The organism is Fusobacterium ulcerans ATCC 49185 (assembly GCF_900683735.1).
GTDB lineage: Bacteria > Fusobacteriota > Fusobacteriia > Fusobacteriales > Fusobacteriaceae > Fusobacterium_A > Fusobacterium_A ulcerans_A.
On record NZ_LR215979.1, the window covers coordinates 743,652 to 764,947 of the forward strand.

24 protein-coding genes and 1 riboswitch are annotated in these 21,296 nt (G+C 30.4%); all 24 genes read left to right on the forward strand.

All coding sequences use genetic code 11. The annotated features are described in order from the left end of the window. The gene (locus E0E45_RS03425; RefSeq protein ID WP_232044049.1) at positions 1–450 is read left to right on the forward strand and encodes a phage portal protein; all 450 of its coding nucleotides are present in this window, start codon (positions 1–3) and stop codon (positions 448–450) included. Next, the gene (locus tag E0E45_RS03430; RefSeq protein ID WP_130889867.1) at positions 443–1,420 is read left to right on the forward strand and encodes an XkdQ/YqbQ family protein; all 978 of its coding nucleotides are present in this window, start codon (positions 443–445) and stop codon (positions 1,418–1,420) included. Before E0E45_RS03425 ends, E0E45_RS03430 begins: the two co-directional genes overlap by 8 nt. Continuing rightward, positions 1,417–1,953, forward strand: coding sequence for a DUF2577 family protein (locus E0E45_RS03435; protein ID WP_130889868.1), 537 nt, complete (start codon positions 1,417–1,419; stop codon positions 1,951–1,953). Before E0E45_RS03430 ends, E0E45_RS03435 begins: the two co-directional genes overlap by 4 nt. After that, complete coding sequence (locus tag E0E45_RS03440; RefSeq protein WP_130889869.1) at positions 1,932–2,384, forward strand: DUF2634 domain-containing protein; 453 nt, start codon at positions 1,932–1,934, stop codon at positions 2,382–2,384. Before E0E45_RS03435 ends, E0E45_RS03440 begins: the two co-directional genes overlap by 22 nt. Beyond that, on the forward strand, positions 2,381–3,439 hold the full coding sequence (locus tag E0E45_RS03445; RefSeq protein ID WP_130889870.1) for a baseplate J/gp47 family protein: 1,059 nt from the start codon (positions 2,381–2,383) through the stop codon (positions 3,437–3,439). The genes E0E45_RS03440 and E0E45_RS03445 overlap by 4 nt, the downstream gene beginning before the upstream one ends. Beyond that, positions 3,440–3,991: a putative phage tail protein gene (locus E0E45_RS03450; protein WP_130889871.1), complete on the forward strand. Its 552-nt coding sequence runs from the start codon at positions 3,440–3,442 to the stop codon at positions 3,989–3,991. Between the two features lie 10 nt (positions 3,992–4,001). Further along, positions 4,002–4,946: a phage baseplate protein gene (locus E0E45_RS03455; RefSeq protein WP_130889872.1), complete on the forward strand. Its 945-nt coding sequence runs from the start codon at positions 4,002–4,004 to the stop codon at positions 4,944–4,946. 19 nt (positions 4,947–4,965) lie between these two features. After that, on the forward strand, positions 4,966–5,589 hold the full coding sequence (locus E0E45_RS03460) for a hypothetical protein (RefSeq protein WP_130889873.1): 624 nt from the start codon (positions 4,966–4,968) through the stop codon (positions 5,587–5,589). Position 5,590: 1 nt separating this feature from the next. Beyond that, positions 5,591–6,028: a lysozyme gene (locus tag E0E45_RS03465; protein WP_130889874.1), complete on the forward strand. Its 438-nt coding sequence runs from the start codon at positions 5,591–5,593 to the stop codon at positions 6,026–6,028. Continuing rightward, positions 6,021–6,509 carry a hypothetical protein gene (locus tag E0E45_RS03470; RefSeq protein WP_130889875.1) on the forward strand — a complete coding sequence of 163 codons (489 nt, stop codon included), beginning with the start codon at positions 6,021–6,023 and terminating at the stop codon, positions 6,507–6,509. Before E0E45_RS03465 ends, E0E45_RS03470 begins: the two co-directional genes overlap by 8 nt. A 13-nt stretch (positions 6,510–6,522) precedes the next feature. Then, positions 6,523–6,915 carry a phage holin family protein gene (locus E0E45_RS03475; protein WP_130889876.1) on the forward strand — a complete coding sequence of 131 codons (393 nt, stop codon included), beginning with the start codon at positions 6,523–6,525 and terminating at the stop codon, positions 6,913–6,915. A gap of 119 nt (positions 6,916–7,034) precedes the next feature. Then, a complete protein-coding gene (locus tag E0E45_RS03480) occupies positions 7,035–8,540 on the forward strand; it encodes a protein kinase domain-containing protein (protein ID WP_130889877.1) in 1,506 nt (501 codons plus the stop codon). 549 nt (positions 8,541–9,089) lie between these two features. After that, positions 9,090–9,881 carry a glutamate racemase gene (murI, locus tag E0E45_RS03485; protein WP_130889878.1) on the forward strand — a complete coding sequence of 264 codons (792 nt, stop codon included), beginning with the start codon at positions 9,090–9,092 and terminating at the stop codon, positions 9,879–9,881. Between the two features lie 144 nt (positions 9,882–10,025). Continuing rightward, positions 10,026–10,198: riboswitch (Lysine riboswitch) on the forward strand. A 340-nt stretch (positions 10,199–10,538) separates the two neighbouring features. Next, positions 10,539–11,135, forward strand: a complete 597-nt coding sequence (locus E0E45_RS03490) for a nucleoside recognition domain-containing protein (protein WP_130889879.1) — start codon at positions 10,539–10,541, stop codon at positions 11,133–11,135. A 30-nt stretch (positions 11,136–11,165) separates the two neighbouring features. After that, entirely contained in the window at positions 11,166–11,705 is a 540-nt protein-coding gene (locus tag E0E45_RS03495) for a spore maturation protein (RefSeq protein ID WP_130889880.1), read from the forward strand. Between the two features lie 18 nt (positions 11,706–11,723). Then, positions 11,724–12,644 carry a S66 peptidase family protein gene (locus E0E45_RS03500; RefSeq protein WP_130889881.1) on the forward strand — a complete coding sequence of 307 codons (921 nt, stop codon included), beginning with the start codon at positions 11,724–11,726 and terminating at the stop codon, positions 12,642–12,644. Between the two features lie 3 nt (positions 12,645–12,647). Continuing rightward, complete coding sequence (locus E0E45_RS03505) at positions 12,648–13,421, forward strand: threonine/serine ThrE exporter family protein (RefSeq protein WP_130889882.1); 774 nt, start codon at positions 12,648–12,650, stop codon at positions 13,419–13,421. Positions 13,422–13,436: 15 nt separating this feature from the next. Next, positions 13,437–13,871 (forward strand): threonine/serine exporter family protein, encoded by a 435-nt coding sequence (locus tag E0E45_RS03510; protein WP_008695718.1) that lies wholly within the window; start codon positions 13,437–13,439, stop codon positions 13,869–13,871. Positions 13,872–13,917: 46 nt separating this feature from the next. After that, positions 13,918–15,222 (forward strand): diaminopimelate decarboxylase, encoded by a 1,305-nt coding sequence (lysA, locus tag E0E45_RS03515; protein ID WP_130889883.1) that lies wholly within the window; start codon positions 13,918–13,920, stop codon positions 15,220–15,222. Between the two features lie 182 nt (positions 15,223–15,404). Beyond that, entirely contained in the window at positions 15,405–16,586 is a 1,182-nt protein-coding gene (locus E0E45_RS03520) for a M20 metallopeptidase family protein (RefSeq protein ID WP_130889884.1), read from the forward strand. A 19-nt stretch (positions 16,587–16,605) separates the two neighbouring features. Beyond that, the gene (locus E0E45_RS03525) at positions 16,606–18,045 is read left to right on the forward strand and encodes a YfcC family protein (protein WP_130889885.1); all 1,440 of its coding nucleotides are present in this window, start codon (positions 16,606–16,608) and stop codon (positions 18,043–18,045) included. A 131-nt stretch (positions 18,046–18,176) separates the two neighbouring features. Then, positions 18,177–19,013, forward strand: coding sequence for a diaminopimelate epimerase (gene dapF, locus E0E45_RS03530; RefSeq protein WP_130889886.1), 837 nt, complete (start codon positions 18,177–18,179; stop codon positions 19,011–19,013). Between the two features lie 22 nt (positions 19,014–19,035). Then, a complete protein-coding gene (locus tag E0E45_RS03535) occupies positions 19,036–20,022 on the forward strand; it encodes a D-cysteine desulfhydrase family protein (RefSeq protein WP_130889887.1) in 987 nt (328 codons plus the stop codon). 22 nt (positions 20,023–20,044) lie between these two features. After that, positions 20,045–21,286 carry a dicarboxylate/amino acid:cation symporter gene (locus tag E0E45_RS03540; protein ID WP_130889888.1) on the forward strand — a complete coding sequence of 414 codons (1,242 nt, stop codon included), beginning with the start codon at positions 20,045–20,047 and terminating at the stop codon, positions 21,284–21,286. Positions 21,287–21,296 lie beyond the last annotated feature (10 nt).

Here is a 21,296-nt window from a genome sequence, read left to right on the forward strand (position 1 = left end):
GTGCAGGGTTTGGATATTATATTTATAGCAGAAAATGAAAATGGCCAACAAGAAACAATCACAATCCCTGTAGTTCAGGGAATTGAGCCAATTATTTGTGAAACTACTGATGAAGAATTTCAAACGATAGATGGATCTGTTTTAAATTTAATAGGAGGAAAAGGATTAAGAAGTTTTTCCTTTTCCTCTTTTTTTCCTAGCAAGAAATATAGTTTTGTGAGTTGGGTAAGATACCAAGACATGCAAGAGTATGTTGATTTTTTAGAAAAATATAGAGATTTAAAAATCCCAATCAGGATAATTGTAGTAGATAGATATAAAGTAGTTTTAAATATGCTTTGCAGATATAAGTTTACTTATGCATTAAGAGATAAAGCTGGAGATATTCCATACACACTGGAAATAAAAGAATATGTTTTGCCAGTTCAAAGAAGTGATAACAATGTATAAAATTATTGTAAAAGATAAGGATATAACAGCTTACACAGCAAATCTAAATTGGCGTGATAGTGTTGATACATTAGGAGTAGAGTTAAATTTTGATGTGGCAGTAAATAGACATGATGAAAACTTTTCTTTTCTCTGGGATATCACACTTGGGGATAATGTACAGCTCATAAATAGTAAAGGTGAAAGTTTGCTTCAAGCTATTATTGTATCAGAAAATTTAAATGAAAAAACAACAAACTTTGTGGCATATGATATGGCTTGGTATTTAAATAAATCTACAGTTATTAGACAATTTAAAAAAATGATAGGAAATGAATGTGTAAAATCTTTATGTGAAGAAATTGGAATTAAAGTTGAAGTTTCTGGGTTAGATACTAAGATAGATAAAATATATAAAGATAAAGCTGTTTCAGAAGTGATTTATGACATTATTAATCAATGCTCACAACACAATTCCAAGAAATTTTTTATTGAAATGGATAAAGGGATATTGAAAGTAGGGTCTTTTAAAAAAATAAAGGTAACAGGGCAGTATGAGCTACATAAAAATCACTTTGTTAATGTGGCTGATTTTGTAGGTAATGTTTCTTTAAATAAATCTATTATTGACATGAAAAACTCTGTCTTGGTAATAACAGCAGATAAAGAAGCTGTGAGAACAGTAGGAAAGGAACAGGATCAAGAAAGTATTAAAAAGTATGGAATGTTGCAAGAGGTTGTAATACTTGATGAAAAGGAATATAAAAAAGCAAAACTTGTGGCAAAGAATGAGTTAAAAAAATTAAATAGAATTACTGAAAATTTTTCTATCACTATCTTAGGGGATGATAAAGTGAAAAGTGGCAGAGTAATTGATTTAGAAATACCTTTTTTCAATTTAAAAGGGGAATATTTAATAAAGGAAAGCAATCATATAGTACAAAATGGAATTCACAAATCAGAACTAAAGTTGGAGGTGTATCAGGAATGAGTGATAATCAAAAAGCTTGGGATATAGCTATGGCAGAGAAATTTAAAGAAAGAGATAACCCAAAGCCTATTGGAGCAGTCTTAGGAAAAATTTTAAGGCCACTTCCTGATATATCAATTGAATTATTAGGCGGTTATGGGATTTTAGATGCAGATAAGATTTATCTTTCTAATGCTATTACAAATAGATTAGCTATAGAATGCACAATAAAGGACTTTGAAAGTATGGGTAATAGTATTGAAAACATGAAAAGTTCCTTTATGGAGACTGGAACATGGACCCCATTCAAGCCTATTACTTTACCTTTACCATCAAATGATAAGACAGAAAGTGTTGATATAAAAATCCCAAAACAAACAAATGAAAAAGAAAATAAAACTAAAGGAAAATTTATACTGCAGACTGTATTTAATTTAATTCCTGGAATGTATGTTTTAGTAATACCTAACTATGAGGAAGATAAATTTTTTGTAGTTGATGTATTTAATTATGCTCCGGAGGTGAGCCTTGAATGGGAATATTACCAGAAATAAATTTTATTGATTATTCAAAACAAGTAGCAGAGATTCAAAAAGAAACAAATGGAAAAACCTTTCTAATCGATTTCAAAAAAGGGAAGATGTTAAGAAAAAATGGAAAACTAATTAAAACAGATGATGAAAGAGCTGTAAGGATGTGGCTAGAAAAAGTACTTTTGACAGAGAAATATAAATGGAATATTTACAAAGGTAATGGAATTAATCAATATGGAATGACTTATAAAGCCAATTTACAAGGACAAAGATTTCCAACTCCTGTTTTATATAGTGAATTCATAAGAGAGCTGAAAGAAACAATATTAAAAAATAAACAAATTATTGAAATAAAAAACATAGACATACAACTAATAAAACATACATTGGAAACTAAATTTACAGTAGTGTTAAAGGACTTCCAAGAATTTGAGTGGGAGGGTTATTTATGATAATAAAAAAAGAACAAAAAGAGATATTAGATGGGATGCTCAGGAATGTAAATGAGGAATATGATAGAACAGAAGGGGGACTGTTTTATGATAATTTAGCACCAGTAAGCATAGAATTAGAAGAACTCTATCAAAAATTAGATTATATATTTCTCAATTCTTTTGCAGAAACTGCTGAAGGGGAATATTTGGATAATATAGCTAAAGAGGTAGGAGTTTTCAGAAGACAACCTACAAAGAGTAAAGGTTTTGTAACAATAAAAGGAACAATAGGAACTGTGATTACAATAGGAACAAAAGTTGCTTCAGATACATATATTTACTTAACTACAGAAGAAAAAGAAATTCCAGAACAGGGAGAGATATTAGTACCTATTGAAAGTGAAAATGCTGGATCAGAATATAACATACCAGCAGAAACTATAGTAAATTTTCCAGTTACAATTCCAGGGTTACAAAGAGTTACAAATAAGCTAGCAACTACAGATGGGTATGATGGAGAGAAAGACAATGAACTGCGAGAAAGGTATTATTTTAAAGTCAGGGAGCCAGTTACATCAGGAAATATTTACCATTATAAAAAATGGTGCTTAGAAGTAGAAGGAGTTGGAGGAGTTAAGGTTTTTCCACTTTGGGCAGGACCAGGAACAGTGAAAGTGGTTATAGTAAATGTAGATATCCAAGCAGCAGATGAGGAGTTGCAGCAAAGAGTAAGAGACTATTTAGAGGAAGTACGACCAATTGGGGCAACTGTAACAGTTAAAAGTGCTATAAATAAAGGAATAGCAATTACAGGAATTGTGAAAATTTCTAAAAATGTTGATTTTGAAGAAGTAAAAAAAGATTTTGAGGAAGAGGTTAGAGAATACTTTAAAAAAATTGGGTTTAATCAAAATTATGTTAGTTATGCACAGGTAGGAAATACACTTTTAAATGTACAGGGAGTAGTAGATTATAGTGATTTGCAGTTAAATGATGGGGTATTAAATATCGATTTACAAGAAGAAGAGATACCAGAGCTTGCATCAATAACTTTACAGAAGGAAGTGATATAGGTGGAGGCCAAAAGACTTATGCAGCATATGCCAAAATATTATAGAACTATAGCAGAAATAGTAGTATTGCAAAAAACTATTCAAAGTGAACTAGAAGTTATTGATTTTACAAGTGAAGATGTACTAAAACAATTCTTTATTTATACTGCTACTTGGTCATTACCAATTTGGGAAAGGATTTTCGGATTACCTGTTGGGGATGAAACTACGAATATACAAGAACGAAGAGAAAATTTAATTTCTAAACTTAGAAGTTATGGAACTACAACAAAAGAAATGATTGTAAGAGTTGGAAATGCTTTTACAAATGGGGAAGTTCAAGTTGTGGAACATAATGAAAAATATTTATTTGAAATTATTTTTACAGGTATAATAGGGATTCCTCCTAATATGGATGATTTCAAAGAAACAATAGAGATTATCAAGCCAGCACATCTTACATACACTGTTGTATTTAGGTATAGAACTTGGGGAGAATTATCTCCTTATAGATGGGGAGAATTAGAACCATTTACTTGGGATGAGCTTTATCAAAGAGCAGAAATAGCATAAAGGGGGGACAATGATAACATCAAAAAATTTAAAAATGCAATTGCCAGAACCAAATGATTATGTAAAAGTTAAAGAGCATATAACAGATAACTTGCTCTTAGTAGATGATGAAATATTTAAAACTGCATCCAGTACACAGTTTGGAAGAATTAAAGTAGGAACAAATTTAAAAATAGATGAAAATGGATTTTTACATGGAAATCCTGCTGTAGACATAAGTGGAAAAATAGATAAGTATCAAATGAGATATGATATAAGAGACTATGATGAACTAACAGAAGATGGATTTTATATACTAACAGGAAGTGTAAGCAGCTCTCCAGCAGCAAATGCACCATATGGAGATTCGGCATTAGTGAAGGTGTGGACTCATTCAAATTATGTATATCAAAGTGCAGTATCTTATTATAGTGTTGGAGAACAATATACAAGATGTTTTCAAAAAGGAGTAAAAAATATTAAATGGGAAAGAATAATTAATACTAAAAATTATTCTTTTATGTGCCCTTATAGTATTGGGGATATTATGTTTACTACAAGTAGTCAAAATCCTGCAGTAAAATGGATAGGGACAACTTGGGAAAAAATAGAAGGAAGGTTTTTATTAGGATCTAGTAGTTCTTATGTTGTAGGGACTACTGCTGGAAGCACAACATCCGTTCTTACTGTAGCTAACCTTCCATCACATACACATAGTGCGACACAATCGGCTCATGCTCATACACAACCAGCTCATAGCCATGTTGTAACAAGTTATGAGGGAGGAAATAGAGCTGGAGTTTCTAACTATAATGCTGGATATAATGCAATAGGAACACAAGCAACTGGAGGAGCAGGAGGAGATAATACAGGAAGTGCTCAACCTGCAATAACAGTAGGATATACAGGTTCAGGAACAGCTTTTAATAATATGCCACCATATCTAGTAGTTAATATTTGGAGAAGAACAAGTTAAGATTAGAGGAGTGATTGAAGTGAATAAAAAATATATTTATTTAAGTAAAGAAGAAGCAAAAAAAGGAATAGCACTGGTTTATGAAGTATCAGATAAGGCTTTAAGTGAAAATGAAACGAAAATTAAATATAGGGATAGATGTTGCTTGTACATTGGGGAAGATTTACCACACTATATAACTTATGTAGAAGAAGGTAACACAGTAAGAGAGGCAACAGAAGAAGAAAAACTAGAAAGAGGAGATAGAGATTTATATGTAGGAGAAGTATATATAAATGGAAGAATAGAACAGATAGAAATACCAGAAGGAATGATAAAGCCAATATGGGATAATGAAAAAGGGGAATGGGAAGAAATAGCAACTTTAAAAGAGATAGAAAAATATTTTATGGATAAATTGCAAGAATATATGGACAATAAGGCAAAAACATATGGATTTGATAGTGTATTTAATGCTGCAAGTTATATAGATTCTAAAGTAGAAAGATTTAAAAATGACAGTAGAACATTGCTAGATTGGAGAGATAGCACATGGGATAAAGCATATACAATACTTGAAGATGTATTAACAGAGAAAAGAGGAATACCTACACTAGAAGAATTATTAAAAGAACTGCCACAGATAGCAGATGGAAGGAGATAAAATGAAAATGAGTGAAGGAGGAATTAAATTTTTAATCCAGGAAGAAGGAGAAAGATTAAAAGCATATAAGTGTGCAGCAGGAGTATGGACAATAGGGGTAGGACACACAGGAGCAGATGTAAAAGAAGGAATGGTAATAACAAAAGAAAAATCAAGAGAGCTTTTAAAAGCTGATTTAAGCCGTTTTGAAAAAGCAGTCAACACTTATATCAAAGTTCCACTTGAACAACACCAATTTGACGCTTTAATAAGTCTGGCTTTTAATATAGGAGTTGGAAACTTTTCTAAAAGTACTCTAGTAAAAAAGATAAATGCAAATGCTACTATTGAGGAAATAGAATTTCAATTTAAGCAGTGGAGGCTAGCAGGAGGAAAACCTATATTACTACCTAGAAGAAAGAGAGAGGCTAGACTATACAAAGGAGGAAGATATGAATAAAGAAACATTATTTTTAATAATAACAATTATCCTAGTTATGATGGGGACATATTACTTATACAAGTATAAAAAAGAAACTTTATGGGTAATAGCCTGTTATGTGGTAACAAGAGCAGAGGAAGGATTTGCATCAGGTCAGGGGAAACAAAAACTTGAATATGCTATTATAGAATTTAAAAAGAGAATACCAGTATATATATCCTGGATTATATCTGAAAAATTTATCATTTCTTTAATAGAAAAAGTTCTGAAAGCACTACAAGAGGAGTTTAAAAAGTCAAAGGATAAACAACTCACAATAGTAAATGAAATCCTTAAAACAGCAACCACAGGAGCTACAAAAGATATATTAAAAGTAGCAAGAGAAATGCAAAAAGATATTAATAGTAAAGGATATGTAGAAGGATATATTGAAGGAAGAACAGATTTTAGAGGAAACTCTAATTTAGTTGGAGGATTAAAAGCAGGAATCAAATTGTAAAGGAGAGTTGAGAATGATAAATTTAATAAAAACATGGGGGTTATATCTAGGTAGTGGTTGTTTAAGTTTGACTATCTACTTAATGGGAGGTTATGACATATTGATAAAAACTCTTTTAGTAATGATGATTATAGATTTTATAACTGGAATTATGAAGGGGTATAAAAATAAAAATATAAACTCCAATGTATCATATAGAGGCATAAAGAAAAAGGTAACAGTATTACTTATTGTGGTAGGTGCTTCTCAAATGGATTTGATACTTCATGATGTAGGTATTAGGTCGTTGGTATTGATGTTCTATGTAGCAACTGAATTTTTATCAATTCTTGAGAATGCAGCAATATTAGGAATACCCATTCCTACAAAATTAAAAGTAGCATTAGAGCAATATAGAAATAGATGAAGAAATAAAAAGTAAATATAGATAATAAAAGTGGGAAAAGTCCCATTTTTTTATTTACTTGACTTTAAAAGCTAAATATATAATAATTAAATAAAGAACAAATATGGGAGAGATAAAATATGAAACAAATATTAAGGAATTATTTAAAAGAAAAAAATAAGATTGAAACTTTATTCAGTGAAATTTCTGATTTAAGAATAATAGGAGAGGGAGCTAATGGGTTAGTATATTCTGGAAAAATTAATAACCAAGTTCCTGTTGCTATAAAGTTTTTAGTAACAAATGATAAAAAAAAATTGGATCGATTTAAAAGTGAATATATTAATATCAGTATGGTAAAAGATGAATTAATAAATATAGTAAATAATCTTCACTATGAAACAATTGATATAGAAGAGGGATCAAAAAAATATACTTATAATTATATCTTGATGAAAAGGTATTGTAAATCATTAAAAATGAAAAGGAAAGAACTTTCAAAAATAGAGTTTAAAGATTTGAAAAAACTATTTTCTGATTTATCCAAATCACTATCTTCTTTAGAGGAATTTGAAATAATTCATAGAGATTTAAAACCTGAAAATATTCTTATAGATGAAAATGAGAATTATAAAATAGCAGATTTTGGAATTGCACATTTTGCTGATGAAAATACTTTTCCTATGGTTGGGTTAACAAAAGATGGAGAAAGATTAGCAAATTTTGAATTTTATGCTCCTGAACAAGTAAAACCGCCTTTTCATACCTCTTTAGCAACTGATATATATTCTTTTGGGTTAATATTATATTGGTTTGTTTTTGGAGAAATAACTAAAGGAACTGGAAGAAAAAGATTAACAGAAGTATTTCCAGAAGGGGAAGCAGAATATTTTGATATAATTATTGATAAATGTTTAAGAGATGATCCAAAAGAGAGATATCAAACAATAGAAGAGTTGAATGATCATCTGGATGAAATTAGATCTTTAGATAGAGAAAAAGATCCTTTTGAAGAAATGACGAAATTTAATATGGTTTTGAGATCCGTTGTTCCCGAATTCTACATAGATGGACCATATTGTACAGAATCAGAAAAGGAAATTGAAACTATTATAGAAAAACTTGAAGAAATAAATAATAAAACTTTATATTTTAATACAGGAATTTTAAATAATAGAATTGAATGGCTGAAAAAAATAGACACAGGAAATTTTTTATTAAATATGGGGGAAATAAAAATAATTAAAATATGGGGGAAACTAGGTGACAGTTTATATGATGATATCTTGATTATAGAAACAGACAAGATAGATCCATATATAATTGATGGAGAGCCACATACTCATGTTGCTAAAATTAATGATGATGAGATAGTTCCTTTGCACAAAATAGAGGGAGGATATACAAGATATAATGGAAGTGTTGTTGATAATAGAGATTTAAAAATAGAAGAAAGAATTACTACCAATATGGCAAATCATAAGTACTATTTTATTGGGACTTTTTTCAATTCAATTACTATGCCTGAGAATGATAAGTATTTGGAAACTATTCAGAATCATAATCAATTAACTCCTGAAATAATTAAAGATTTTTTTATGAAGATAAGAAGAAATAAACGTTTACAAGTGAGTGAAAAATTATAAGAAAATAAACTATTGATTTAAATTTAATTGAATGATATAAGTTAATTGAATGATATAAGCATGATAAATAAAAAACCTCTAAGGACTAATCTAAGAGGTTTTTTTATTTTTAATTATTAGAAATTACCAATTGAATAATATAAGAGACTTCATAATATTTTCATGAGGTCTTTTATATTCTAACAGTTTTATAATCAAATTAATATTTTATATTTTTTATCAATATACTGAAAAAATGGTACACTAATATTCTAAAGAAAAAATATATGTACCAGGTGGTTGGTCACGCGTTGGTCACAAATAACAAAAATGAAATAATATATTTCTCTCAAACATACAACAAAAGCTCCCTTGAGAGTGAGAGCTTTTGTTCGTAGAAATTAAAATGTAATTTAAGGAAATGTCCTATGACAATATTATTATAACATATATGATTATTCTGTCAACAAATATTTTGAAAAACAAATAAAAAAATAAATTTCTAGTTGTCATAAAATAAATAAAAAGGTATAATTTAATATAGTGTTTTGGGAAAGAGGTGCATAAATTATGAATAAAGAGTCGTCTATAGGAATTTTTGATTCTGGAATAGGTGGGTTGACTATTTTAAAAAAAATAAGAGAATTACTTCCAAGGGAAAATATAATCTATTATGGAGATTGGAAAAACAATCCATATAGTGAAAAAAGCAAGGAAGATATACAGAACCTTAGTGCAAAAATAATGGATTTTCTTATTAGAAATAATTGTAAAGCTGTTGTTATAGGATGCAGCATATTTTCAGCTGCTTCTTTAGATTTTCTTAAATCTCAATATAATATTCCAATAATTGGAATGATAGAGGGAGGGGTAAAATCTGCTATACTTGAAAGTAAGCAGAAAAAAATAGCTGTTATGGGATCAGCCTTTACAATAAAATCTAATGTATATGAAAAAAATATAAAAGAAATAGACCCAGATATAGTGGTGTATCAAATTTCATGTAAAGCATTGTGCACAATGTTGGAAAAAGGCTGGGAAAATTATCCTGATAGAATTGAAGTACTTGAAAGTTATTTATGCCAGATACCTGATACAGCAGATACATTAATTCTAGGAGGAACACATTATCCCTTTATTTTAAATGATATAAAAAAATTCTTTAGTAAAAAAATTGTTGATTCTTCAGTTGAAAGTGCAATAGAATTATTTAGAGTTTTGGGACAGGAAGATTTATTGAGAGAGGGATACAAAAAGGGAAGAATAGAATTTTATATTAATGGAGATAAAGAAGTTTTCAAAGATGTAGCTGAACAATTATTTGAAAAAGAAGAAATAACAAACATGTTCTCTTTATATTAAAATTAAATATTAATAAAAAATTGGAATAAAGATAGGTCAATGAAAAATTTCATGTTGGGCTATCTTTATTTTTTTATTAGAAAATATATATAAAATATATTGTACAAAATTTGGAGTATAGAGTATACTCAATCCTATAATATTGATTTAGATAGAGGTGCAGAAAACAAAAGTATAACTATTTAGTCTGGCAGATGTTTTGAGATAGTTAGAAAGGGAATTTTGCCGAAATAGAAGAGAAGCCATGCTCTTTTGTTGGGAGTATAGATAATATCTATATTACTGTCATTGATTATCAATGGAGTGCTATCTGTGGGAACGATAATTTTGATGATATTATTTTATTTATAAATAATATTATTTTTATGATTGCATTTATCACAGTTTAGCATTGACTGTGATTTTTTTTATTTTAAATTAAAAATCATAAATCATATGAATGAATATATTTTATTTTATTTATATAGGTTTTTCACATAAATAATAGTATCTTATTTATATATATTCTGTAAATTTTTTTTAGAGTATATATAAGAATGATATTGGGAATATAGAAAACAGATATTTGTTTTTTATTTTATTGTGGAGTATATAAAGAAGTATAAAATATTTTATTGAAAATACAAAAATATTTTAAAACGGGAGGAAGGAAAGATTATGATTAATGCAATTTGGTGTGGAATGATAATTATTGGAGTGGTTGTATCTATATTTACTGGAAAGATTCAGGCAGTGACAGACTCAGCAATATCGTCAGCAGGAACAGCAGTGGAGATATCAATAGGACTGGTAGGTGTAATGGCATTGTGGCTTGGACTTATGAAGATAGCTGAAGAAGCAGGATTAGTAAAGGCTATGGGAAAAGCAATGAAGCCTCTTATGATAAGATTGTTTCCAGAAGTACCAGCAGATCATCCAGCTATGGGAAGTATGGTAGCAAATATGGCAGCGAACTTCTTTGGATTAGGAAATGCAGCAACACCATTAGGAATAAAAGCCATGCAGGAATTACAGGAACTGAATACAAATAAGGATGAGGCATCAAATGCAATGGTAATGTTTTTAGCAATAAACACTTCATCTGTAACTCTTATATCTTCAAGTGTAATAGCATACAGAACAGCAGCAGGTTCAGCAAATGCAGCAGAGGTTATAGCACCAACAATAGTTGCAACAATAGCATCAACAGCAGTAGGAATAATAGCTTGCAAAATTCTGCAAAAGTTACCATCATTTAAAAGAGAAGAAATTTAAGAGATAAAACAGAAGAGGGAGGAATAGAAAATGTTTGTAATGATAATGAATCAAATATCGCTTTATGCAATACCAATGATAATATTTATAATAGTAGGATATGCATTCTTTGTAAAGAAGGTAAGAGTATATGAAGTATTTTGTGAGGGAGCAAAGGAAGGATTTACAACAGCAATAAGAATAATACCATTTCTAGTGGCAATGCTGGTAGCAATAGGAATATTCAGAAGTTCAGGATGTATAGATATAATGATGAAAGTATTGGATCCAATATTTTCAATGATAGGAATGCCAGGAGAAGTATTACCAATGGCAATAATGAGACCATTGTCAGGAGGAGGAGCAACAGGAATAATGAATGATCTTATGCTGACATATGGACCAGATTCATTAATAGGAAGAATAGCCTCAACAATGATGGGATCAACAGAAACAACATTTTATGTACTGGCAGTATATTTTGGAGCAGTAAGTATAAGAAAGACAAGACATGCAGTAGCAGCAGGACTTTTAGCAGATTTAGCAGGACTGCTAACAGCAGTATGGATCTGCAATTTAATGTTTAGATAAAAATTTTGAGGTGGTAGTGTGTTAGGAAATAAACTTAAAAAAGGTGATACCTTGGGTATTATTGCACCAGCAAGCTTTACTTCTATTGATAAAGTAGAAAGTGCAAAAAATAATCTTGAAAAAATGGGGTTTAAAGTTATTCTTGGAGAAAGTACTAAAAGCAGATGGTATTCATATGCTGGTCCAGAAGAGCTAAGAGTAAAGGATATAAATGATTTTTTTGCTGATTCTAATATAGATGGAATAATATGTATGAGAGGAGGATATGGATGCAACAGACTTGTTGAAATGGTAGATTATTCAGTTATTAAAAAAAATCCTAAAGTTTTTATTGGATATAGTGATATAACTACTCTGCATATGTCTATTTTTCAAAAGACAGGGCTTGTAACATTCCATGGGCCTATGGCTGTAAGTAATTTCTCTGGAGAATATAATCAAGATACTTACAGAAGTTTTGAAGAAGTACTTATGAATGATAATGATGAAATAGTATTAAAAAATTTCACTAAAGAATTAGGAGTGCTTTCTGAAGGAAGGGCAGAAGGAGGAATAGTAGGAGGAAACCTAGCTACAATGATAGCCAGTCTTGGAACTGAATATGATGTAGATTATAATGGGAAAATCCTTTTCTTAGAAGAAATTGGTGAAAAGACATATAAAATTGACAGAATGCTGAACCAGTTGAAAAAATTTAAGGTTTTTGAAAAAATAAATGGAATTATTCTGGGAGATTTCAGAAACTGCCCAACAGATTCTGAGAATGATATGTGTTTAATGGATGTATTCAAAGATTATCTTTCAGATTTAAAAATGCCAGTGGTATATAATTTTGAATCTGGTCACAGTGAACCTATGATTACATTACCTATGGGAGCAAAGGTAAGAATAGATACAGCAGTTAAAGAGATAAAAATCTTAGAAAAGGTTGTAAGATAATCTATGAATAAAAAAAATAGTATTTTAAAAGAAAAGATAGAAGAAAATAGTGTTCTTTTTGTAGCATGTTATATGGGGAGATTGATACTACAAAATGGAGGAGAAACTTATAGAACAGAAGAAACTATAAGGAGAACTTGTGAACACTATGGAATAAAAGCTAATAGCTTTGCTACTTTAAATACTATAATCACTTCAATAGATTCTTTTGATGGAAAGAGATATTCAAAGGTAGATAGGATAGATTCGAGAACTTTAAATTTAGATAAAGTAGATAGATTGAATCATATAGCAAGAAATCTTGATGAATATAAGATAGCAGAAGTCAAAGAAAAAATAATGGAAATAGAAGCTGAAAATAAAATGGGCTTTAAGAAAAAAGTATTGGGGAATGTTCTTGTTGGAAGTGCATTTGCCATACTTTTCAGAGGAGGGATAAGAGATAGTGTTGTAGCTCTTATTTCTACCTTTGTTCTTGCATGTACAGATGAACTTATAAAAGATTTGAAATTAAATAATTTCTTTGTCAATTTTATTGGAGGAGTAATTGCAGCAATAATTTCATTGACATTTTTTAAGTTTAACTTTATAGAGGATATATCTATTTCTATAATATCTGCCTTAATGCTCCTTGTTCCTGGAATATCTTTTACAAATTCAATAAGAGATATTATAGCTGGAGATTTTGTTTCAGGGATATCAAGAGGAGTGGAAGCTGTAACTACAGGAATAGCACTAGCTTCAGGGTCAGGGATGATACTTTCTATTTTTCTATGATTTATAGGGGGAAGGATGATTATTCAAATAGCTGCCGCGATAACTGCGACTTTGGGATTTGGAATACTTTTCGGCTTGAATAGAAGAAAACTGTTCTTTGCAGGAATAAGTGGAGGAATAGGGTGGTTTTTCTATTTAATCTCATTAAAAGTAAATCTATCAGAAGCAATAGCATTTTTAGCAGCTTCTTTATCGATGACAATATATTCAGAAGTAATGGCTAGAAAATTAAAATCTCCTGCAATAACATTTCTTATAGGGGGGTTTATACCCTTAGTTCCAGGAAGTGGTGTTTATTATACCATGTATGGACTTATAAAAAATGATATGCAAATGACAGTACAAAAAGGAATCCAAACCTTTATAGTAGCAGGGGCAATAGCTGTAGGCATACTTTTAGGTTCAACAATATGTCAGATATACTTTTCAAAAAAGAAAAGAACACAATAAATAATTTAGGATACAACTTGGAAAAACTTAAATTCAGGAGGGAAAAATGAAATTGTTTGGTACTATGAAAGTAGAAAATAGGGTACTGATGATAGGGGGAGTAAAAGTTACTGAATTAGCAGCAAAATATGGAACACCTCTATACATTATGGATCAAGCTCTTATAGAAGAAAATATAATAAAATATAAAAATAATTTTAAAAGCACTAAATTTGATACATCAATAGTTTATGCTTCCAAAGCATTTTTGTCAAAAGCTATATGTCAGTTGGTTGGAAAGTATGATATAGATATAGATGCTGTATCTGGAGGGGAACTATATGCTATAAAAGCAAGCGGACTTCCAATGAAAAAAGTACATATGCATGGAAATAATAAAACTAATGAGGAATTAGAAATGTGTCTGGACTATGAAATAGGAAGTATTGTAATAGATAATGAAGAAGAGATAGAAAGATTATCAAAAATTTGTAAAGAAAAAAATAAAAAAGTTAAAGTAATGATGAGAATAAATATTGGAATAGATGCTCATACACATGAATATATAAAAACTTCTAAACATTCATCAAAGTTTGGAGAATCAATATTTGATGAGAGAATAACTGAAATAGTAGAAAAGATAGTAAAAGATGAAAATATGGAATTTTTAGGGTTCCATTGTCATATAGGTTCTCAAATATTTGATACAAAAGCATTTCATGAAGGGATTGAATCAATGGTAAAAGAAACTAAGAAAATCTCTGAAGCTTTAGGTATATATATACCAGAAATAAATCTTGGAGGAGGATTTGGAGTATATTATACAGAAAAAGATACTGCGATAGATATAGAGCAATTTATGAGATCTATGATAGAACATTTAGAAAAAAGCATAGAAGCTGAAAAATTGAAAATTAAAAAAGTATCTATCGAACCTGGAAGAAGTATAGTAGCCAATGCTGGAAGTACTTTATATACAGTTGGAGGAACAAAAACTACATATGGTGGAGTAAAATATATATTCATAGATGGAGGAATGACTGATAACATAAGACCAGCATTATATCAGGCTGAATATGAAGCTATTGTAGCAAATAAAGCAGATGCTTCAGCAGAAGAAATAGTAACAGTAGCTGGAAAATGTTGTGAATCAGGAGATTTAATAATAAAAGATGGAAAACTTGCAAAAGCAGAAACTGGTGATTTAGTGTTAGTAGCTACTACAGGAGCTTATGGACACTCAATGTCAAATAATTATAATAAAGCTCCTAGACCAGCAGTAGTATTTGTAAAAGATGGAAAAAGTACTTTATCAATAAAAAGAGAAAGCTATGAAGATTTAATTAGAAATGATGTGTTGATAGAACTATAAAATTTTTTTTACAAAATAGTATATTCTAAAAAAATGAATTATTTAGAAAAATATTTTATAAAAATTAAGTGATAATCTAAAAAATAGTGAACAAAAAATTATTTATTTTGATTGATAGAACAAAAGTGAATAAATTGGTAAAATCATTAAGGAATAAATAGTTCCTAAAATTTGGAGGAATAATGAATATCAATACAATGAAAGAAAATGTTGAAAAAGAAAAAGAATGGCTTATAAATGTTAGAAGAGATTTTCATAAGCACCCTGAATTAGGGCAGGAAGAGTTCAGAACAATGGAAAAAATATGTGAATATTTACAAGAAATGGGAATATCATATAGAAATAAAGTATTTAAAACTGGGGTAATAGCTGAAATAAAAGGAGAAGACCAAGGTTATACAATAGCTTTGAGAGCTGATATTGATGCATTGCCTATAATAGATAAAAAAAATACTTCTTATGCTTCAATTAATGAAGGAAAATGTCATGCTTGTGGGCATGATGCTCATACAACTATTGCATTAGGAGTTGCAAAATATTTTTCTGCTAATAAAATAGTTCCACCATGTAATATAAGATTTTTATTCCAGCCTGCTGAAGAAACAGTAGGAGGAGCAAAACCAATGATACAGGAAGGGGCTCTTGAGAATGTTAATTGTGTGTTTGGACTTCATGTAGATGAATATCTTCCAACAGGGCACATTGGAATAAAGTATGGAGCAATGAATGCTTCATCAGATACTCTTAAAATAAATATATATGGAAAATCTTGTCATGGGGCTTATCCAAGTGGAGGAGTAGATGCAATATTGGCTGCTTCTCATGTAATGGTAGCACTTCAATCTATAGTGAGCAGAAATATAGATGCCAGAGAAAGTGGAGTTGTTACTATTGGAACAATTCATGGAGGAACACAGGGAAATATAATAGCAGATAAGGTTCAATTAGTAGGAACTTTAAGAACATTAAACCCAGAAGTTAGAAAAACTATGTTAGGAAAGATAGAAGAAATAGTTATTAATGTACCAAAAGCTTTTGGAGGAAGTGGAGAGTTTGTAAGAGAAGAAGGATATACTGCTCTTATAAATCATGATAAGCAAGTAGATATAGTAAAAGAAAATGCTGTGGAACTTTTAGGAGAAGATAATATTTTTGAAAAGAAAACTGCAAATATGGGAGTAGAAGATTTTGCATATTTTATAGAAAATATTCCTGGAGCATTCTTTACTTTAGGTGTAGCAAATAAAGAAAAAGGTATAGATGCTCCTGCACATAATGGACTATTTGATATTGATGAGGATGCACTTCTTGTAGGAGTAGAAATGCAGTTGTTAAATATTTATTCAGCTTTCAATAAAAAATAAAATTCTTGGGAGGAAATAAATGCCAGAAATGACAGGAATGTCTGAAGTAAAAAGAAGGAAATATTTTGAAGGAATGAAAATACCACATACATATGTAATAATTTCATGTATAGTATTATTAGCTTTTATAGCTACTTATCTAGTGCCAGCAGGGGTATATCAAAGAGTTTTAGATCCAACATCAGGAAGAAACATTATAGATCCAACAACCTTTAAATATGTAGAAAACACTCCAGTAATGTTTTTTTCAATGACTCAACCTAATCTTTTTACAGCATTTGTTAAAGGTTTGAAAAACTCAGCAGGAATAGTATTTTTTACTTTCTTAGTGTGTGGTTCATTTAATATGATGCAGAAAACAGGTGCTATAGAAGGTGGAATAGCAAGAATAGCTCTTCTTCTAAAAAATAAGAGTATGCTTCTTATACCAATAGCAGTATTTGTATTTTCTATTGGAGGAGTTACAATAGGTATGAATACAGAAGCTATTGCTTTTGTTCCTTTAGGAATAGTAATGGCAAGAGCGTTGGGATTTGATGCTATGGTTGGAATGTCAATAGTAGCTCTTGGAGCAGGAGTTGGATTTGTTGGAGGATTTGTAAATCCTTTTACTGTTGGAGTAGCACAGCAGGTATCACAGCTTCCTATATATTCAGGGATGGGATATAGAGTTGTAGTATATGTAATCTTATATGTTGTGACTTGTGCATATATTATAAGATATGCTCATAAAGTAAAAGCTAATCCAGAGAGTAGTGTAGTAAGAGATTTAGAAAAAAGTGATAATTTTAGTATCGACTTTGATGCTCTTCCACAGCTTACAAAAGCTCAAAGAATAGTTTTAGGAATATTTTTTCTAGGATTTGGAACTATTATTTATGGAGTGTTGAAATATGAATGGGGAACAGATGAATTGATAAGTGTCTTTTTATTGATGGGACTAACTTCAAGTTTTGTATGTGGCATAGGACCAAGTAAGGCTGCTGAAAATTTCATAGAGGGAGCTAAGGGTGTTTTGTTTGGGGCTTTATCTATTGGAATAGCAAATGCAGTTTTAGTAGTTCTTCAGCAAGGTCAGGTAATAGATTCGATATTGCATTCATTATCACAAGCTATTTCTCATCTTCCAGGATATATATCAGTAGTATTGATGTATATAACTCAAATATTTACAAATGTATTTATTCCATCAGGTTCTGGACAAGCAGCAACAACAATGCCTATAATGGCTCCTTTAGGAGATTTATTAGGAATTTCAAGACAAACAACAGTACTGGCATTTCAATATGGAGATGGATTTACAAACTATATAAATCCAACAGCAAGTGGATTAATGAGTTACTTAGCTATAGCTAAAATACCATATGAAAAATGGGTAAAATGGATGGGACCTTTGATGGGAATCTGGTTATCAATTGGGGCTATAGCAGTAATAATAGCTCATATAATAGGATATTAAATATAAAAAATAAGTAAATTTAAATTGGTAATATAAGATGATGAAAGTTTGAGGAATAACAGAATAAAGATCATAAATTAGATTACCAATTTTTACATTTTCAAAACTGTGGAAACTGAAAGGAGGAGAGAATGAAATTTTCAAAAATGCAGGCAGCAGGAAATGATTTTATTCTTATGAATGGGATGATAGAAAAATCTTTAAATTGGAATGAAACAGCTAAAAAAGTATGTGACAGACATTTTGGAATAGGTGCTGATGGACTTATGTTCTGTGAAGAAAGTATGAAAGCAGATATAAAAATGAATTACTATAATTCAGATGGCTCTAGAGGAGAAATGTGTGGCAATGGAATAAGATGCTTTGCTAAATTTGTATATGATAATGAAATTGTAAAAAAGAATGAATTTTCAGTGGAAACAGACGCAGGTATAAAATATATAAAGCTTGACATAGGGGCATTAGGAGCTATAGAATACCTTAAAGTAAATATGGAAAAAGTTGATTTTAAAGGGAAAAATATTCCATGTACTATTGAAAAAGAAAATATTTTAGAAGAAGAAATAATGATAGGAAATAAGAAAGTAATATTTTCAAGTGTTCTTATGGGAGTTCCTCATGCAACTATCTTTGTAGAAAACTTTGATGAGTATGATGTAAATGAAACAGGAAGCCTTATGGAAAAAGCAGATATTTTTCCTGAAAAAACAAATGTAAATTTTGCTAAAGTGACAGCAGATGATACAATTATGATAAAAACATGGGAGCGAGGAGCTGGAAGAACGCTTGGATGTGGAACAGGCTGTTGTGCTACAGCAGCTCTTGCACATAAACTGGGGAAAATAAAAAAAGATAAAATAAAACTTCTGGCAGAAGGAGGAGAACTTTTCATAGAGATAGGAGAAGACTATGAAATAACTATGTCTGGAAAAGCTGAAACTATATGTCATGGGGAGTTTTTAAAATAAAAGGAAACTAGGAGGAATAAAAATGTTAAAAATGCCAGCATTAATAAGTTTAGCTAATCTTCCTACAAGAATTGAAAAATTAGAAAGACTTTCCAAAGAACTTGGAAAAAACATCTACATCAAAAGAGATGATTTTACAGGATGTGAAATTTCAGGAAATAAAGTTAGAAAGCTGGAATTTTCTACAAAAGAAGGGTTAGATCAAGGGTGTGACACTTTTATAACATGTGGAGGAATACAGTCTAATCACGCAAGAGCTACAGCAGCTGTTGCTGCAAGATTAGGACTGAGAGCTATATTGGTGCTTAGATCAAATGAAGAACCAGCTATGGAAGGAAATTATTTTGTAGATAAACTGTTAGGAGCAGATGTGAGAATAATTACTTCAGAGGAATATAGTGAAAAAAGACAAGAAATAATGGAGAAGATAAAAGCTGAATCTGATGTTGCTGGACATAAGGCATATATAATTCCAGAAGGAGCATCAAATGGAATAGGAACATTTGGATATTTAAAATGTATGAAAGAGATAGAAGAACAGGAAAAAGGACTTGGAATAACTTTTGATACAATTCTTTCAGCTGTAGGTTCAGGAGGAACTTATGGAGGATTGTTCTTAGGAAATAAGCTACTTGGACTAGGTAAAAAAGTTGTAGGAGTAAACGTCTGTGATGATGCAGAATTTTTTAAGAATAAGGTAAAGGATATAGTGAATGAAAGTCTAAAATATCTTGAAGAAAAATTAGAATTTTCTAAAGATGAAATGTGTATAATAGATGGTTATGTTGGAAGAGGATATGCTCTCAGCAGGCCAGAAGAACTGGAGTTTATAGTAAAGCTAGGAAGAGAAGAAGGAATAATATTAGACCCTGTATATACTGGAAAAACAATGTATGGGTTCTATAATGAAGTTAAAAAAGGTAATCTAAAAGATTGTAAAAATATTTTATTCATACATACAGGTGGATTTTTGGGATTATTCCCTAAACAGGAAGAATTTAAATTCTAAATAAAAACAGTGAGGTGTTAAAATGGCAGAGTTGAACAAGAAAAAAAGTGTATGGGAAGCCTATCGTTTTTCTATTATTTTAATAGGAGCGATAATTTTAGGAAGTATCATTGGAACTGTAATGGGAGAAAGAGCAAAAGTATTTAAACCTTTTGGAGATTTATTTATCAATGGAATGTTTACAATAGTTGTCCCATTGGTAATGGTGACTATCAGTAGTTCGATTTCTAGTATGAGTGATATGACAAGATTGAAAAGTATTCTTAAGAACTTGATACTTGTATTCGTTTCAACAGGATTTGTAGCAGCAATAATAATATTGATTATAGTAAATATTTTTCCTCCAGCTCAAGGAGTAAATCTTAACATTTCAGCAGCAGAGGCATTAAAACCTTTCCAAACTGGAGATCAGATAGTAAAAGCTATAACTGTTACAGACTTTCCTGAACTTATTTCAAGAAAGAATATGCTTCCATTGATTCTTTTCTCAATAGTTTTTGGATTGTGCGTAAATATGGTTGGAGAAAAGGGAAGAAAAATAGCTGATGGACTAGATGCTTTAGCAGAAGTATTTCTAAAAATGATCAACTTATTGATGTACTATGCACCAATTGGATTAGGAGCTTACTTTGCTTCACTTGTTGGAGAGTATGGAAAAGAACTTATAGGTTCATATACAAGAGCTATGATAATTTATTATCCTCTATGCTTTGCATATTTTATCTTTATGTTTCCAGTTTATGGTTATATAGCAGGGGGAAAAGAGGGATTGAGATCACTTAAACATCTTCTTTCACCAGCTTTAACTTCTTTAGCTACACAAAGTAGTATAGCTACTCTTCCAGTTAACTTGGAAGCAGCTGGAAAAATTGGGGTTCCTAAAGATATAAGAGAGATAGTTCTTCCTATAGGAGCAACTGCTCACATGGATGGAACTGTATTTAGTTCTATACTTAAAATTTCATTTCTTTTTGGTATATTTGGGGTTCCATTTACTGGAGCAGGAACATATGTCAGTGCCATTCTTCTGTCAATAGTAGGAGGAGTAGTAATGTCTGGAGTTCCAGGTGGAGGACTTATTGGAGAGATGCTTATAGTTACTATGTATGGATTCCCTCCAGAAGCATTTCCTATTATAGCAACAATTGGATACCTTGTTGACCCTCCTGCTACAATGATAAATGCAACTGGAGATACAGTGGCAGCTATGCTTGTAACAAGAATGGTAGAAGGAAAAGACTGGATTAAGAAAAATCTTGGATAATAACAAAAGA